General features: G+C 50.1%; 12 protein-coding genes. 8 read left to right on the top strand and 4 right to left on the bottom strand.

Features of this window, described 5'->3' with window-relative positions:
* Window positions 1-28: 28 nt before the first annotated feature.
* From ASG24_RS13715 to ASG24_RS13705, 3 genes are all read right to left on the bottom strand, one after another.
* Entirely contained in the window at window positions 29-1,480 is a 1,452-nt protein-coding gene (locus ASG24_RS13715; RefSeq protein WP_055872210.1) for an efflux transporter outer membrane subunit, read from the bottom strand.
* Between the two features lie 8 nt (window positions 1,481-1,488).
* Window positions 1,489-4,623 carry an efflux RND transporter permease subunit gene (locus tag ASG24_RS13710; RefSeq protein WP_055827008.1) on the bottom strand — a complete coding sequence of 1,045 codons (3,135 nt, stop codon included), beginning with the start codon at window positions 4,621-4,623 and terminating at the stop codon, window positions 1,489-1,491.
* Window positions 4,624-4,716: 93 nt separating this feature from the next.
* Window positions 4,717-5,904: an efflux RND transporter periplasmic adaptor subunit gene (locus ASG24_RS13705; protein WP_055872209.1), complete on the bottom strand. Its 1,188-nt coding sequence runs from the start codon at window positions 5,902-5,904 to the stop codon at window positions 4,717-4,719.
* Between the two features lie 187 nt (window positions 5,905-6,091).
* On the opposite strand from ASG24_RS13705, the gene ASG24_RS13700 reads away from it, so the two are divergent.
* The 8 genes from ASG24_RS13700 (at window position 6,092) to ASG24_RS13665 (ending at window position 14,926) form a co-directional block, all read left to right on the top strand.
* A complete protein-coding gene (locus ASG24_RS13700) occupies window positions 6,092-6,718 on the top strand; it encodes a TetR family transcriptional regulator (protein WP_055827013.1) in 627 nt (208 codons plus the stop codon).
* Window positions 6,719-6,808: 90 nt separating this feature from the next.
* Window positions 6,809-7,840 carry a tRNA dihydrouridine synthase DusB gene (gene dusB, locus ASG24_RS13695; RefSeq protein WP_055872208.1) on the top strand — a complete coding sequence of 344 codons (1,032 nt, stop codon included), beginning with the start codon at window positions 6,809-6,811 and terminating at the stop codon, window positions 7,838-7,840.
* On the top strand, window positions 7,840-8,076 hold the full coding sequence (locus ASG24_RS13690; protein WP_055827018.1) for a helix-turn-helix domain-containing protein: 237 nt from the start codon (window positions 7,840-7,842) through the stop codon (window positions 8,074-8,076). The genes dusB and ASG24_RS13690 overlap by 1 nt, the downstream gene beginning before the upstream one ends.
* Window positions 8,077-8,147: 71 nt before the next feature.
* Window positions 8,148-9,752, top strand: coding sequence for a bifunctional phosphoribosylaminoimidazolecarboxamide formyltransferase/IMP cyclohydrolase (gene purH, locus ASG24_RS13685; RefSeq protein WP_055872207.1), 1,605 nt, complete (start codon window positions 8,148-8,150; stop codon window positions 9,750-9,752).
* A 117-nt stretch (window positions 9,753-9,869) separates the two neighbouring features.
* On the top strand, window positions 9,870-11,141 hold the full coding sequence (purD, locus tag ASG24_RS13680; protein ID WP_055872206.1) for a phosphoribosylamine--glycine ligase: 1,272 nt from the start codon (window positions 9,870-9,872) through the stop codon (window positions 11,139-11,141).
* Window positions 11,142-11,144: 3 nt separating this feature from the next.
* Window positions 11,145-12,059 carry an oxygen-dependent coproporphyrinogen oxidase gene (gene hemF, locus ASG24_RS13675; protein WP_055872205.1) on the top strand — a complete coding sequence of 305 codons (915 nt, stop codon included), beginning with the start codon at window positions 11,145-11,147 and terminating at the stop codon, window positions 12,057-12,059.
* A gap of 2 nt (window positions 12,060-12,061) precedes the next feature.
* Window positions 12,062-13,366 (top strand): M18 family aminopeptidase, encoded by a 1,305-nt coding sequence (locus ASG24_RS13670; RefSeq protein ID WP_055872204.1) that lies wholly within the window; start codon window positions 12,062-12,064, stop codon window positions 13,364-13,366.
* A gap of 162 nt (window positions 13,367-13,528) precedes the next feature.
* A complete protein-coding gene (locus ASG24_RS13665; protein ID WP_055872203.1) occupies window positions 13,529-14,926 on the top strand; it encodes an amino acid permease in 1,398 nt (465 codons plus the stop codon).
* 78 nt (window positions 14,927-15,004) lie between these two features.
* Here the strand turns inward: ASG24_RS13665 and ASG24_RS13660 are convergent, their stop codons facing one another.
* A complete protein-coding gene (locus ASG24_RS13660; protein WP_055827416.1) occupies window positions 15,005-15,328 on the bottom strand; it encodes a c-type cytochrome in 324 nt (107 codons plus the stop codon).
* Window positions 15,329-15,366: the final 38 nt, after the last annotated feature.

Here is a 15,366-nt window from a genome sequence, read left to right as displayed (position 1 = left end):
GGTTTTACAGGCAAACAAAAGTGATCAATTACTTTTTGTAATACTCTTCCTGCTTTACGCTTTCTGGTTTCCAGCCACCACCTAATGCCTTGAATAAATCGACTGTGGCAATCAACGTATTTTGACGACTTTGCACCATGGCTTGCGTGGCTTCATTATGGTTACGTTGTGCATCCAGCACTTCCAGATAACTGGTGTAACCAGCTTGATAACGGTTTTGCGCCACTGTCAGGATATTAGCTGTGGTTTTTTCCTTGGATTGCGCAAGCGCCTCCTGCTCACGATACTGGCTGGTGTTCGACAGCGCATCGCTTACTTCGGTAAATGCAGTCTGCAAGGTATTCTGGTAACTTGCCAGGGTTTGTTTTTGCTGCGCTGTGGCCTGCTCTTCACGGGCTTTCAGACGCCCGCCATTGAAGATAGGCAGATTGATATCCAGGCCCAATGACCAGACACGGGCCGGGGATTTCAGCAGGTTGTTCAGCGCAATACTTTCCGCGCCGTACGTACCCGTCAGCGAGATACTTGGGTAGAACGCTGCGCGTGCAACCCCAATATTCGCATTCGCGGCAATCATGGCTTGCTCCGCCTGGCGTACATCCGGACGGGCTTCCATCAATGCGGAAGGCAGGCCGGTTGGCGGCGTGAGTGGTTGTGGCATGGCCATCAAGTCACCTGCCGGAATCTTCAACCCTAGATCAGTGGTTAATAAGCCTAGCTGATGCTCGCTTAAAGCCCGCTGCCTTTTCAGTTCCAATGCCTGCGTCCGTAACGTGGTCACTACCAGCTCTGCCTGATGGGCATCCAGAATGGTAGCCACGCCACCTTCAACGCGGCGGTTTGCCAGATCAAAACTGTCTTGCGCCGTTTTCAGGTTCTGCTCATTCACGCGTAACTGCGCGTCTATGCTGCGTATCATCAGGTAGTTATTGGTCACCAGGCTGGAAAGAGACCAGGTAACCGCCTCTTTTGCGTAGCGGGTTGCCAGTAATTGCGCGCGTGCAGCTTCATTGGCGCGGCGTAGCTTGCCCCAGAAATCCAGCTCATAACTACCGTTCAAACCTACTTTGTAGGTTTTACGCGGATTATCGCCAAACACCGGGAAAATACCCGATTCGGTCACCCGGTTACGTATCCCTGAACCTGTCGCAGTCACGGTAGGCAACAAGCTGGCGCCACTTTCACGCGCAAACGCATCGGCTTCTTCAATACGCGCAACAGCGGATTGCAGGTTATTGTTTTTTGCCAGCGCGGTATCCACCAACTGGTTCAGCTTGCTGTCATTAAACAATGTCCACCATTGTTGCAAGGCCAGTTGCTGCTCCTGAGTCAATTGGCCAGCTTCACCGCTGGTATATTGCGCAGGCACTACTGGCTCTGGCCGTGAATAAAATGGTCCAATCACCTGGCAACCAGCCATTGACATGGTGACCAACCCTAACAGCAGAGACTGTTGCAATGGTTTTAAACTCAATTTCATTGTCGGTTTCATACCGATTCCTCTTCTTCAATATGACCGTGGTGACGCACTTTTTTCTCATTGGTCAACCAGGTAAAGAACAACGGGATAAAGATGGTGGCAATAAAGGTCGCCAGCAACATACCGCCAAACACGCCGGTACCCATAGACTGACGCGCTGCCGCACCCGCACCGGTCGCGAACACCAGTGGCAGGATACCTAACATAAATGCCATGGAAGTCATCACAATCGGTCTGAAACGTAAACGGGCAGCTTCCAGTGCGGCTTCAGCCAACGGCATGCCTTCTTCCATTTTCTGCGAGGCGAATTCCACAATCAGGATCGCATTTTTTGCCGCCAGCCCGATCAGGGTAATCAAGCCGATCTGGAAGTAGATGTCGTTATTCATGCCGCGTGTCAGCACTGCAATCAGCGCACCTGTCATCGCAAACGGAATCGCCATGATCACAGCTAATGGCAAGGCCCACGTTTCAAACTGTGCCGCCAGGATCAGGAACACCATAATGGTCGCAAAGCCGAACGCAACCAGCGCCGCAGAACCGGTACGGTTCTCCTGGTAAGCTTGGCCAGTCCAGGCAATTTGGTAACCATCCGGCAAGTTTTCCCTGGCAATTTTTTCTACCAGTTTAATCGCATCGCCCGAGCTCACACCAGGAGCACCGCTACCGAATACTTTGGCAGACAGCAGTCCGTTATAACGCTCAAGTTGTTCAGCACCGACGATATTGCTGACTTTAGCCAACGCAGACATAGGGACCATATTGCCGTTTGGGCTGTCTTCCGTTGGCTGGCTACGTACATACACCTTGCCCAAATCCTCAGGCTTCATGCGGTATTCAGCTTCAGCTTGCAACTGCACACGGTAAGTACGGCCACTACGGTTAAAGTCGTTAACATATAGCGAACCCATGGTACTTTGCAAGGTAGCGTAAATATCCGCAATTTTCACATTTTGTGAGAGCGCCTTGGCTTCATCCACCTCAATAAACAATTGAGGAACAGTCGGCCGGAAGAAACTGTTAATACCGGTCAATTGTGGATTAGCTCGCATCGCATCCATAAAGTTATTCATGACTTGCGAAAGCTTGATGGCATCAGTATCGCCATGGGCTTGTACATATACTTCAAAACCACCTGCAGAACCCAGGCCACGAATTGCTGGCGGGTTCACCGCAAAGCCCATGCCGTCCGGCTGGCTCATGCCTATGCCAATCAGCTTGCCTACCATCTGGTCAGCATTGGTAGTACGCGCATCCCAGTCTGTCATACGCACAAACATGGTTGCCGCATTGGTTTTATTCGCACCGGTCAGGAGCTCAAAACCGTTCACAGCAAACTCATGCGCAGTCGCAGGATCTTTGGCTACGGCAGCACGGATATTTTCCGTGGTCTGCGAAGTACGTTTTAAAGTCGCACCATCCGGCATCACCACGATACTGATCACATAACCCTGATCCTCAGGTGGCACAAAGCCGCCCGGTACTGCACGGAACAGGAATATCATGACGATCACCATCCCACCAAACACGATAGCACCGATTACCTTGTGATGCAGGGTAAGGTTCACTGTGCCGGTATACCAACTGGTTAAACGGCCAAAACCTCTGTTAAACGTCCTGAAGAAACCGTTCTCATGATGGCTGTTTTTCAGGATCATGGCGCAAAGGGCTGGGGTCAGCGTCAACGCCACCACCCCCGAAATCACCACAGAAATCGCCACCGTCACCGCAAACTGGCGATACAGCTCACCGGCGATACCGCCCTGGAAAGCCACCGGCACGAACACAGCACACAGCACCAGCACAATCGCCACCACCGCAGCCTGCACCTGGGCAATCGACTTTATCGCTGCCTGCAACGGATTGAGGTTTTCCTCTTTCATCAACCGTTCGGTGTTTTCCAGCACCACAATCGCGTCATCCACCACAATACCGATCGCCAGAATCATGGCAAACATGGTGAGCAGATTGATGGAGAACCCGAACAGGTATAACCCGGCAAACGTACCGACAATCGAAATCGGCACCGCAATCATCGGGATCAACGTCGCGCGCCAGCTTTGCAGGAACAGGAATACCACCAGCACTACCAAAATAAGCGCTTCACCAAAAGTGTGGAACACCTCTTCAATGGTCGCTTTTACGAAGTCACTGGTATCGTAAGGAATGTTGTAATCCATGCCCTCAGGGAACTTGGCCTTCAACTCATTGACTTTGGCCTTGATCGCTTCGGCAGTTTCCAGCGCATTGGCGCCACTTTGCAAGAAGATGGGTAATGCCACACCAGGCTGACCGTTCAATGCAGAAGCCACGTTATAGGTTTGCGCACCTAACTCAATACGTGCGACATCTTTCAGACGCAACACACCATTCGGGCCTTGCGCGCGGATAATAATGTTACCGAATTCTTCCGGCTCGATTAAACGCCCTTTGGCGGTCACTGTAAATGACAATTGCTGGCTGGAGATTGCTGGTTCAGCACCAATCTTACCCGCAGCATACTGTGCATTTTGTGCGTTAATCGCGGCTTGAATATCACTGGTAGAAACGCCTAGCTGCGCCATGCGGTCAGGACGCAACCAGATACGCATTGAGTAATCCTGGCCACCAAAAATGGTAACGTCACCCACACCTTTAATACGTTTGAACTCATCCAGCACATTCAGCGTGGCGTAGTTACTCAGGAACAAACGGTCATGCTCTTTTTTACTGGAGATCAGCATCACCACCAGCAAAATGTCGTTAGACCGTTTTTGCACAACCACACCGGTACGACGCACATCTTCAGGCAGGCGAGGCAAGGCAATGTTCACGCGGTTACTGACGTTGAAGGTTGCCTGGTCTACATCGGTACCGATATCAAATGTGGCAGTAATGGTCAAAGTACCGCTACTGTCAGAGCTTGAGTTGAAGTAAAGCAGGTTTTCTACGCCGCTCAGCTGCTCCTCTATCGGTGCCGCCACTGTTTTAGACAGTGTCTCGGCACTTGCGCCAGGATAGCTGGCGGTAATCAGCACGGTTGGCGGCGCAATTTGCGGGTATTGCGCAATCGGCAATTTAAACGCCGCTGCCAACCCTGCCAACACGATGATGATAGACAGCACGCTGGCAAAGATCGGGCGTGTGATAAAAAATCGGGTCATATCGTTTTTCCTGAAATCGACCTGAATACTTTGTACTCAGGTCGTAAATAACATGATATTTGGTACAAAAAACGTAAGTAAAAACTTAAATACTTAGTGTTTCTCTGGCGCTGCCGGTTTTTCCTGGCCTGGTGCAGGCGCAGCTTCTGGCGCATGCGGTGCCACTGGTGCACCTGGGCGCACTTTAATCAGGTTATCGAGAATCACCTGATCGCCAGCCTTCAAGCCGCTCAATACACTCCAGCGCTCACCGAACCAGCCACCCACCGTAATTGGTCGCACTGCAGCGGCGGTTTTGCCTTCTTTATCTTTTTCAACCACAAACACAAACTTGCCTTGCTGACCAGTTAATACAGCAGTCTGCGGAATCAGGAATACGCCATCACGTTTACCCGTGGTCAAACGTACACGCACAAACTGGCCTGGCAATAAAGTGCTGTCAGGGTTCTGGAATTCTGCACGCAATTGCTGGGTGCCAAGCGCCGGGTCAATCTGGCTGGCTGAGAAGTTAATTTTTCCTGATAGTGGATATTCCGTGTTGTCACCAAGGATCAAGCGCACATCTTGCACCTTACCCGGACGCAAATGCCCGCCCAGGCTCAGCAGATCAGATTCTGACAAACTGAAGCGCACCCAGATTGGCGACACTTGCACGATAGTGCTTAACAAAGTGGTATTAGCACTTGCCAGCGCACCTTCAGAAAGTACAAAGCGACCAGCGATACCGTTTTCCGGTGCTTTCACATGGGTATAAGACAGATTCAGTTCAGCTTCACGCAGTTGTGCCTGATACTGCATCATGGTGGCAGTGGCGACTGAATTATCTGAAGTGGCATTATCGAACTCACGCTGGCTGATGGATTTTGTCTCCAGCAAGCCTTTCAGGCGTTGCGCTTCACGTGCCGTTTGTTCAATCCTGGCTTTTTGCTGGGCAATCATGGCTTTAGCCTGGTCGACTTGTAACTGGAACGGCATCGGGTCGATCAGGAACATATCCTGGCCAGCCTTGACTGACTGACCTTCCTGGTACAGACGCTTCAATATAATGCCGCCCACGCGAGGACGCACCTCAATTTCCTTGGCGCCTTCGGTTTGTGCCACTACTTCAGTCTGGATCGGAACCGTTTCTGTAGTCACCGATTGCACTGTCACCGGCATGGCTTGCATGGCGCCGGCAGCTGGTGCCTGTTGGTTGGAAGATTTTCCGCAAGCACTTAATACAACGCCCAAAGCCAGTAAAACAAACGCACGATGAGGTTGGATACTCTGTGAAATCAACATGTTATCCCTTAATAATTTTCAAAATAAACTTGATTACATACATTCTTGGATGTATATTATATACAAACACGAATGTATGTAAATGGCTTTTGTAAAAATTTTGCTAAAAGTCAGCCGACCCCTAGTCGGTAAAATACAGTACATTTAAGAAACTTTAATGATTAAAGTGAAAGAGCGATAAAAACTTATGGTACGTAAAACCAAGGAAGACGCCGCGATTACCCGTCAACGGATTATTGATGCTGCGCGCGAAACGTTTTTGCTTAAAGGCGTCAGCCGCACCAGCCTTGAGCATATTGCCTCCCATGCTGGCGTCACCCGTGGTGCTGTCTACTGGCACTTTCAAAACAAGGCAGAATTATTTTACGCCATGCGAGAAGCCGTCTATCTGCCCTTGATTGACCGCATGGACGATACCTTATTAGGGAATGCTGATGAACGCAATCCCGACCCACTTGGCCGTATTCGCAAACATCTTGAAAACACCGTTCAAATGCTTGAAGAAGACCAGACCATGCGCGAAACCTATGAAGTCATGATGGCCAAGTGCGAATATGTCGACGAATTCGCCGATGTTCTCAAGTCCATTCTAAGCAATTGTAGCGGCCTTATCCACAAAATGGAGCAAGCTTATGCCAAAGCCCAAGAGCTCGGCCAAGTCAGCACGCAACTGACAGCAGCTGAACTGGCTTTGGATACCCATCTATTTTTCTCAGGCTTATTACATATGTGGGTGAAAGATACCGAAGGCACTTTATTTCGCGATACAGCCATGAAACTGATAGAAACACATATCAAACTGCGTAAAAAATAAGCAAAAATAGCCTTAAACAATTCCATCGCTTCCGATTTGCAGTTAAAATAGTCAGTCTTTTCACTGACTTATCAGAGCCTACTGATTCTCATGCAAATCGGATCCCACCTCTTAAAGAATAACCTGGTTGTCGCGCCTATGGCTGGCGTCACCGACCGTCCATTCCGCATGTTATGCAAAAAAATGGGCGCAGGATTGGCCGTGTCTGAAATGGTCACTTCCAATTCTTTACTATACGGCAGTGAAAAAACCAAACGCCGGGCCAATCATGAAGGCGAAGTCAGCCCGATCTCGGTGCAAATTGCCGGTGCCGAACCAGCGATGATGGCAGAAGCTGCCAAACACAACGTCGATAATGGTGCACAGATTATTGATATCAACATGGGCTGCCCGGCCAAGAAAATCTGTAACGTGATGGCGGGCTCTGCCCTGCTCAGAGACGAACCGCTGGTATCGCAAATCCTCAAAGCGGTAGTCAATGCCGTCGATGTACCAGTGACGCTTAAAATCCGTACCGGCTGGGACAGGCAAAATAAAAACGCCATCATGATTGCCAGAATGGCAGAAGATATTGGCGTGCAGGCCCTGACAATTCATGGCCGCACCCGCAACGACCTTTACCATGGTGATGCTGAGTACGACACCATTGCCGCCGTCAAACAGGCCATCAATATTCCGCTGATCGCCAATGGCGATATCACCACGCCTGAAAAAGCCAAATTTGTTTTGGATTACACCAAAGCCGATGCCGTGATGATTGGCCGTGCTGCCCAGGGCCGCCCATGGATTTTCCGAGAGACAGAGCATTTCCTGAATACCGGTGAACATATGCTGCCGCCTACCGTGGATGAAATCCACAGCGTCATGCTAGAACACCTGAATGATTTATATGTTTTTTATGGTGAGTTAACCGGCATGCGGGTCGCCCGCAAGCATATCTCCTGGTACACCAAAGGCCTGGCAGGTTCCGCCGCTTTTCGCCATAACATGAATACCCTGCAAACCATTGATTTGCAACTTAACGCCATCAATGACTTTTTCGCTGAACTTAGAGCCAAAAATGACAGGCTGGTATATGCAGAAGACAACGAACAAGAAAGCGACCAGGAGCTGGCAGCATAATGCAAACCGATAGTAAATTAAGCCTCGCCGTACGCGAGTCCCTCGATGAATATTTCACCCACCTTGATGGCCAACCGCCTCATGCCATTTACAACATGGTATTGGGCTGTGTCGAAAAACCCATGCTGGAATATGTGTTGAACAAGGTAGGCGGCAATCAAAGCAAAGCCGCTGATATGCTGGACATCAACCGCAACACCCTAAGAAAAAAAATGGCTGCCTACGGCCTTGAGTGAAAACTCCCTTCCCGGCTTAACTGTTAAGCCAACCAAATTTTATAATCAAGCAACCTCTCACATTAAATACCATGACAATTAAACGCGCGCTTATCAGTGTCTCCGATAAAACCGGTGTGCTCGAACTGGCACAATCACTGCACCAACTGGGTGTAGAACTACTTTCAACCGGCGGCACCGCCAAACTTTTCCGTGACAACCAGATTCCGGTCAAAGAGGTCAGCGACTTCACCGGCTTTCCGGAAATGCTGGATGGCCGTGTGAAAACGTTGCATCCGAAAGTGCATGGCGGTTTGCTGGGACGTCGCGATTTGCCGGAACATGTGGCCGCCATGCAAGAATATGGCATCGAGAACATCGATCTGCTGGTGGTTAACCTGTATCCTTTTGAAGCCACGGTTGCCAAGCCAAACTGTACGCTGGAAGATGCGATTGAGAATATCGATATTGGCGGTCCGGCCATGGTGCGCTCAGCAGCCAAAAACTGGAACGACGTAGCAGTGCTGACTGATGCTGCACAATATGCGGAAGTCACAGCCGAACTCAGAGCTAACAACGGTTCAGTTTCAAAAGCGACTCGCTTTAAATTATCCGTCTCTGCTTTTAACCGTATTGCCCAATACGATGCTGCAATCAGCAACTATCTGTCTGCGATTGATTTTGCTGAAACAGAATCTGCCGGCAAACCAGTGTTAAGCCAGTTCCCAGGCCAGATGAATAGCAACTTCATCAAAGTGCAGGACTTGCGCTATGGTGAAAACAGCCATCAGCAAGCCGCGTTTTACAGAGACCTCTACCCTGCTCCTGGCAGCCTAGCCACCGCCCAGCAATTACAGGGCAAAGAATTAAGTTATAACAACATCGCTGATGCAGATGCCGCCTGGGAAGCCGTGAAATCATTCAGTACTCCAGCCTGCGTGATTGTGAAACATGCGAACCCATGTGGCGTGGCACTAGGTGCCAATGCATTTGAAGCATACGGCAAAGCGTTTAAAACTGATCCGACTTCAGCATTTGGCGGCATTATTGCTTTCAATACCGTATTGGATGGTGCAGCTGCCGAGGTGGTGAGCAAGCAGTTTGTTGAAGTACTGATTGCACCTGAATACACGCCAGAAGCACTGGCTATTTTCAGCGCCAAAGCCAATGTGCGAGTGCTGAAAATAGCATTGCCAAAAGGTGGTAACAACGCTTGGGAGCAAGGGCGTAATGCCGTAGATTCTAAGCGCGTAGGTTCAGGCATTCTGTTGCAGTCGGCAGATAACCATGAGCTGCAACTTCCGGATATTAAAGTCGTCACCAAGTTGCAACCAAGCCCTGAGCAATTGCAGGATCTGCTGTTCGCCTGGAATGTGGCGAAATACGTGAAATCCAATGCCATCGTGTTCTGCGGCAATGGCATGACCTTGGGCGTAGGCGCGGGCCAGATGAGCCGCGTAGATAGCACCAAAATTGCAGCAATCAAGGCGCAAAATGCCGGTTTAAGCCTGCAAAATTCGGTGGTAGCTTCAGATGCCTTCTTCCCGTTTAGAGATGGCGTAGACGTACTGGCTGATGCAGGTGCCAGCTGCGTGATTCACCCGGGTGGCAGCATGCGCGATGAAGAAGTGATTGCTGCAGCGGATGAACGTGGCCTGGCCATGGTCGTCACCGGCATTCGTCATTTTAGACATTAAATCAATTCGCCACAGAGGACACAGGCATCACTGAGAAAAGCAGAAAATGCTTTGTAAGCTTGAAATTCTCAGTGTGCTCTTCGCCCTCCGCGGTCATAACTTTGTAGGTAGTGAATTATGAAAATTTTAGTGATTGGTTCTGGCGGCCGTGAGCATGCCCTGGCCTGGAAAGTATCACACAATAAAGAAGTCAGCCGCGTGTTTGTCGCGCCTGGCAATGCCGGTACAGCTACCAATCCAGCCATGACCAATGTGCCGATTACCAAGATTGATGAACTGGTGAAATTTGCGCAAGATGAACAGATTGCTCTGACTATTGTTGGCCCGGAAGCGCCACTGTCACAAGGGGTGGTCGATGCTTTCCGTGCCGCAAACCTGAAAATATTTGGCCCGACCAAAGCCGCTGCGCAACTGGAAAGCTCGAAGGACTTTGCCAAATCCTTTATGTATCGCCACAACATCCCGACCGCAAAATACCAAACCTTTAGCGATGTCACTAAAGCGCATGAATATATTGATGCTAACGGCGCACCTATCGTGATTAAAGCCGATGGGCTGGCTGCAGGCAAAGGCGTGGTTGTGGCAATGACACTGGAAGAAGCTCATGCTGCCGTAGATGCCATGCTGTCTGATAATAAACTGGGTGATGCCGGTGCCCGCGTCGTCATTGAAGAATTCCTGGAAGGCGAAGAAGCCAGCTTCATGGTGATGGTTGATGGTAAAAACATCCTGCCACTAGCCACCAGCCAGGATCACAAACGCCTGCTGGACGCTGATCAAGGCCCGAATACAGGTGGCATGGGAGCTTATTCTCCTGCACCTGTAGTCACTGCTGAAGTCCATGCAAAGGCCATGCGCGAAATTATTATCCCAACCGTAGAAGGCATGGCAAAAGATGGTATTCCTTACACCGGCTTTTTATATGCAGGGCTGATGATTTCACCCAAAGGTGAAGTAAAAACACTGGAATTCAACTGCCGCATGGGCGATCCGGAAACGCAGCCGATTATGATGCGTTTAAAATCTGATTTGGTGGCATTGGCTACGCATGCTGCAGAGGGTACGCTTGACCAGGCCAGCGCAGAATGGGATAGCCGTTTTGCGCTGGGTGTAGTGATGGCAAGTGCTAACTATCCGGAAACACCAAAACTGGGTGATGAAATCACCGGCTTGCCGGCCAATGTAGAGGACGGGCACGTATTCCATGCCGGCACTACTTTAAAAGACAGCAAAGTGCTTACCAGCGGTGGCCGCGTATTGTGTGTCACCGCATTGGGTGCGTCGGTTAAATCAGCGCAGGAATCAGCTTACAAAATCCTTGAATCCATCAAATTTGAAGGCGCGCAACACCGTAAAGATATTGGCTACCGCGCCATTAAAGCCAGCTAAACCATGACAGAACATATCCAACCACAAGCCGTTTACGCCTTCCTGCAGGGATTACAGGCACGTATTGTCGAAGCGGTTGAGTTGGTCGATGGCAAAAACTTTTTGCAGGATAGCTGGCAGCGTCCTGAAGGCGGCGGCGGTAATTCCTGCCTGCTGGAAAATGGCAATGTGTTTGAGCGTGCCGGTGTGGGTTTCTCCCATGTACTTGGCAACAAACTACCACCAGCGGCCAGTGTTGCCCATCCGGAAGCAGCGGGCAGGCCATGGGAAGCCATGGGTGTATCGCTGGTATTCCACCCGCATAACCCTTACATCCCGACCGTGCATATGAATGTGCGTTTTTTTGTTGCCAGAGCGCAACAGGAAGGCGAGCAGGATATCTGGTGGTTTGGTGGTGGCATGGACCTCACGCCTTATTACGGCGAAGAAGAAGACTGTATCCATTTTCACCGTGTGAACAAAGAAGCGCTGGCTCCATTCGGTGCTGATTATTACACCCGTTTCAAACAAGCCTGCGATGAATACTTTTTCCTCAAGCATCGCAAAGAGCCACGCGGTGTAGGTGGTGTATTCTTTGATGATTTCAGCGAGCTGGGCTTTGAGCAGAGTTTTGCCTTGCAACGCGCGATTGGAGACGCATTTTTACAGGCTTACCTGCCTATCGTTCAACGGCGAAAAAATCAGCCTTATGGTGAGCGAGAGCGTGATTTCCAGGCCTACCGCCGTGGCCGTTATGTTGAATTCAACCTGATTTTCGACCGTGGTACCATATTCGGTTTACAGTCCAATGGCCGTACTGAATCCATCCTGCTCTCGATGCCGCCTGTGGTGAAATGGCGCTACGACTGGAAGCCCGAAAACGGCAGTCCGGAAGCCAAACTTTATACCGATTTTTTGATTGAGAAAGACTGGGTTTAAGCATGCAAGTATCAATAGAAGCCAGACAACGCGCACAGGCTCTGCTGAATTTTATTGATGACAGCCCAAGTCCTTGGCATGCAGTAACCCAGGTAGAACAGGTTCTAGCTGCACGGGGGTTTACCCAGCTGAGTGAAAGTGATGCCTGGCAGTTTACTCAAGGCGGCAAATATTATGTCGTGCGTGATGGCGGGTCTATTATTGCGTTTGTACTTGGCCAAGCAGCCATCGCAGAACATGGGTTCCGCATCGTGGGGGCGCACACTGACTCTCCTGGCCTGCGCTTAAAACCCAAAGCTGCCTATAGTACTGAAGGCATCGCACAGCTTGGCGTAGAAGTTTATGGCGGGCCCATTTTAGCTACGTTTACTGACCGCGACCTGAGCCTGGCCGGGCGAGTGATTGTTAAAACAGTGTCAGGCCTTAGCTCGCACCTGATCAAATTGGACCAGCCCATTGCCCGCCTGCCCAACCTGGCAATCCATATGAACCGCGAGGTCAATGAAAAAGGCCTGGCGCTCAATAAGCAAACCGGCATACCCTTGATTTTCGGCCATGCCGCCAACAGCGAAGCCGCCAAACAATTACTGTCTGACACTTTAGCGAGTAGCTTGCAAGTAAACGCCGCGGGTATCTTGAGCTGGGATCTGGCGTTTTATGACACCCAACGCGGCAGTTTCTGGGGTATAGAGCAAGAATTTATCGCCAACAGCCAGCTGGATAACCTGGCTTCCTGCCATGCGGCAATGGAAGCAATGATTGGCACCGAAAAACCGCAGGCGACCAGTATTTGTGCATTATTTGACCATGAAGAGGTCGGCTCTGAAAGTGCAACCGGTGCAGGTGGCAGTTTTTTACTGGATGTGATGGAGCGAATCTGTCACTCGCACGACCTGAGCCACGAAGACAAGCTGCGTAGTTATTCACAAAGCTTTTTTATCAGTGCGGATATGGCACATGCCTTTCATCCTAACCATGCAGGCAGTTATGAACCTTGCCATCATGTACAGGTAAACCAGGGGCCGGTGATTAAAACCAATGCCAACCAGCGTTACAGCACCAACGCGGCTACCGCAGCACGCTTTATCCAGCTGTGTGAAAGGGCTGGCGTACCTTACCAGCAATATGCGCACCGCACCGATTTGGGTTGTGGCAGCACCATTGGCCCGATCATGGCCGCACAACTCGGCATTGCCACGGTAGATGTCGGCAACCCGATGTGGGCCATGCACAGCATACGCGAGAGCGCCGGGGTGCTGGATCATGAATATATGATCGCGACATTAAAACAGCATTTCGCCAGCTAGCAATCCGTTAACTCATCATCCGCAAAACAGTTTTCAAGCGGCGGCCACGTGACATTAACAACCACTTCGGCTGCAGTCTTCGAATAATTCACCATGCCTTTCTCATCAGCATTGACGCTGGTATAACGATTGCTTTACCCTTGTAGTACAAGGGGATCAGCAATGTTCAGACAACTATTACGTAAAAAACCAATTCAACCACATGCGCATACCGGCCTCAGAAAATGTCTGACCGCATTTGACCTGGCATTACTCGGTATCGGCGGCGCCATAGGCACCGGCATTTTTGTGCTGACCGGCATCGCAGCAGCGACACAATCCGGCCCGGCGGTCGTTCTGTCTTTTATTATTGCCGGCGTGGCCGCAGGCTTTGCTGCACTGGCTTATGCTGAACTGTCTTCCTCAATTGGTGGCTCAGGCAGTGCTTATGGTTATAGTTATGTCGCCTTCGGTGAGTTTGCCGCCTGGATGATGGGCTGGATGCTATTACTGGAATATGGTGTCGGTGCAGCAGCCGTCGCCAATGGCTGGGCTGGCTATTTCGTCAACACCGCCACCAATCTTGGTTTTCAAATTCCTGAACACCTGACTAAAGCGCCCGTGCTTGGCGGCACGATCAATCTTCCGGCATTCGCCATTATCTGGATATTAACCTTGCTGTTAATGACAGGCGTAAAAGAAAGTGCGCGCGCCAACAACATCATGGTGATTATCAAGCTTTCCACCATCGTGACGTTTATTGTGCTCTCCGTGGGCCATATTAATACCGATAACTGGCAACCTTTTATGCCATATGGCTGGTTCGAAACGCTGGATAATGGCAAAAACATAGGCGTTTTTGCAGGTGCATCGCTGGTGTTTTTTGCCTATTTTGGGTTTGATGCCGTGTCTACTGCCGCAGAAGAATGTAAAAATCCGCAACGGGACTTGCCCATCGGCCTGATTGCTTCTCTATTGTTTTGCACCATTATCTATATCATAGTTTCGGGTACCCTCACCGGCGTTGTTCCTTATGCAGAATTAAATACCTCATCCCCGGTGGCTTATGCGCTGACCAAGCTGGGATATCACTGGTCTTCAACCTTAGTCGCCACTGGCGTCATTGCAGGATTAATTACGGTACTGCTAGTGCTGCTCTATGGCCTGACGCGGATTCTGTTTGCCATGAGCCGCGATGGCCTGATTTCGCCGATCTTTTCAGAAGTGAATCCTGATCGCCAGACGCCGAGCAAAATTATCCTGATGTGCGGCTTTGTGGTCTCTATCGTGGCCGGATTTATTCCGTTGGGTGAACTGGCTGAAACCGTCAATATTGGCACATTAGCCAGTTTCATTATGGTGTGTATCGGGGTGATTCGTTTGCGTATGACTCACCCTGACTTGGCACGACCCTTTAAGAATCCTTTTAATCCTTTAATCCCGGTTGCCGGGGTGGTGGCGTGTGGTGCCTTAATGTCATTCCTGCCTGCGGAAACCTGGCATCGTTTTATCACCTGGGCGGTAGTAGGCGCTGTTTTCTACTTTGTTTACTCTATCCGTCATAGCAAACTGGCCCGCTAGATAAACAGTGAGGCAAAAGAAATTGGCGAAATAAAAAAGCCGACTGCAAAGTCGGCTTTTTTAACTACACAAGCAATCTTAAAGAGACAGAACCCATTGAACAATCGTCTTGATATCTTCGTCTTTAACCTGCGGGCTGTTGGCAGGCATAGGAATATTTCCCCAAACACCGCTACCGCCTTTTTTCACTTTTTCAATCAGCTTAGCTTCAGCTGTTTTGTCGCCTTTGTATTTTGCCGCAACATCTTTATATGCTGGACCCAATACTTTTGCATCCACACTGTGGCAAGCTAAACAGCCGCTTTTTTGTGCCAATGCTTTTGCGGCAGCTGCATCCGCCGCTTGAACCTGACCAGCCATGAGTAAGATGGCTGCTGTGATTGCAGAAAATAAAACTTTCATGCGCACTCCTTGAATATCTTTAAAATAATAAATCCCCA

This window comes from Methylophilus sp. Leaf414, assembly GCF_001425425.1.
In the GTDB taxonomy this organism is placed as follows: domain Bacteria; phylum Pseudomonadota; class Gammaproteobacteria; order Burkholderiales; family Methylophilaceae; genus Methylophilus.
The sequence above is the reverse complement of the archived record's forward strand: the minus strand, read 5'-3'. Positions and strand labels throughout refer to the sequence as shown.

Excerpts from the sequence above, each read along its gene's own strand:
- hemF (WP_055872205.1), top strand. The coding sequence starts at position 11,145 with ATGACAGAACATATCCAACCACAAGCCGTTTACGCCTTCCTGCAGGGA.
- ASG24_RS13660 (WP_055827416.1), bottom strand. The coding sequence starts at position 15,328 with ATGAAAGTTTTATTTTCTGCAATCACAGCAGCCATCTTACTCATGGCT.
- ASG24_RS13705 (WP_055872209.1), bottom strand. The coding sequence starts at position 5,904 with ATGTTGATTTCACAGAGTATCCAACCTCATCGTGCGTTTGTTTTACTG.
- ASG24_RS13710 (WP_055827008.1), bottom strand. The coding sequence starts at position 4,623 with ATGACCCGATTTTTTATCACACGCCCGATCTTTGCCAGCGTGCTGTCT.
- ASG24_RS13715 (WP_055872210.1), bottom strand. The coding sequence starts at position 1,480 with ATGAAATTGAGTTTAAAACCATTGCAACAGTCTCTGCTGTTAGGGTTG.
- ASG24_RS13700 (WP_055827013.1), top strand. The coding sequence starts at position 6,092 with ATGGTACGTAAAACCAAGGAAGACGCCGCGATTACCCGTCAACGGATT.
- purH (WP_055872207.1), top strand. The coding sequence starts at position 8,148 with ATGACAATTAAACGCGCGCTTATCAGTGTCTCCGATAAAACCGGTGTG.
- dusB (WP_055872208.1), top strand. The coding sequence starts at position 6,809 with ATGCAAATCGGATCCCACCTCTTAAAGAATAACCTGGTTGTCGCGCCT.
- ASG24_RS13665 (WP_055872203.1), top strand. The coding sequence starts at position 13,529 with ATGTTCAGACAACTATTACGTAAAAAACCAATTCAACCACATGCGCAT.
- ASG24_RS13670 (WP_055872204.1), top strand. The coding sequence starts at position 12,062 with ATGCAAGTATCAATAGAAGCCAGACAACGCGCACAGGCTCTGCTGAAT.
- purD (WP_055872206.1), top strand. The coding sequence starts at position 9,870 with ATGAAAATTTTAGTGATTGGTTCTGGCGGCCGTGAGCATGCCCTGGCC.
- ASG24_RS13690 (WP_055827018.1), top strand. The coding sequence starts at position 7,840 with ATGCAAACCGATAGTAAATTAAGCCTCGCCGTACGCGAGTCCCTCGAT.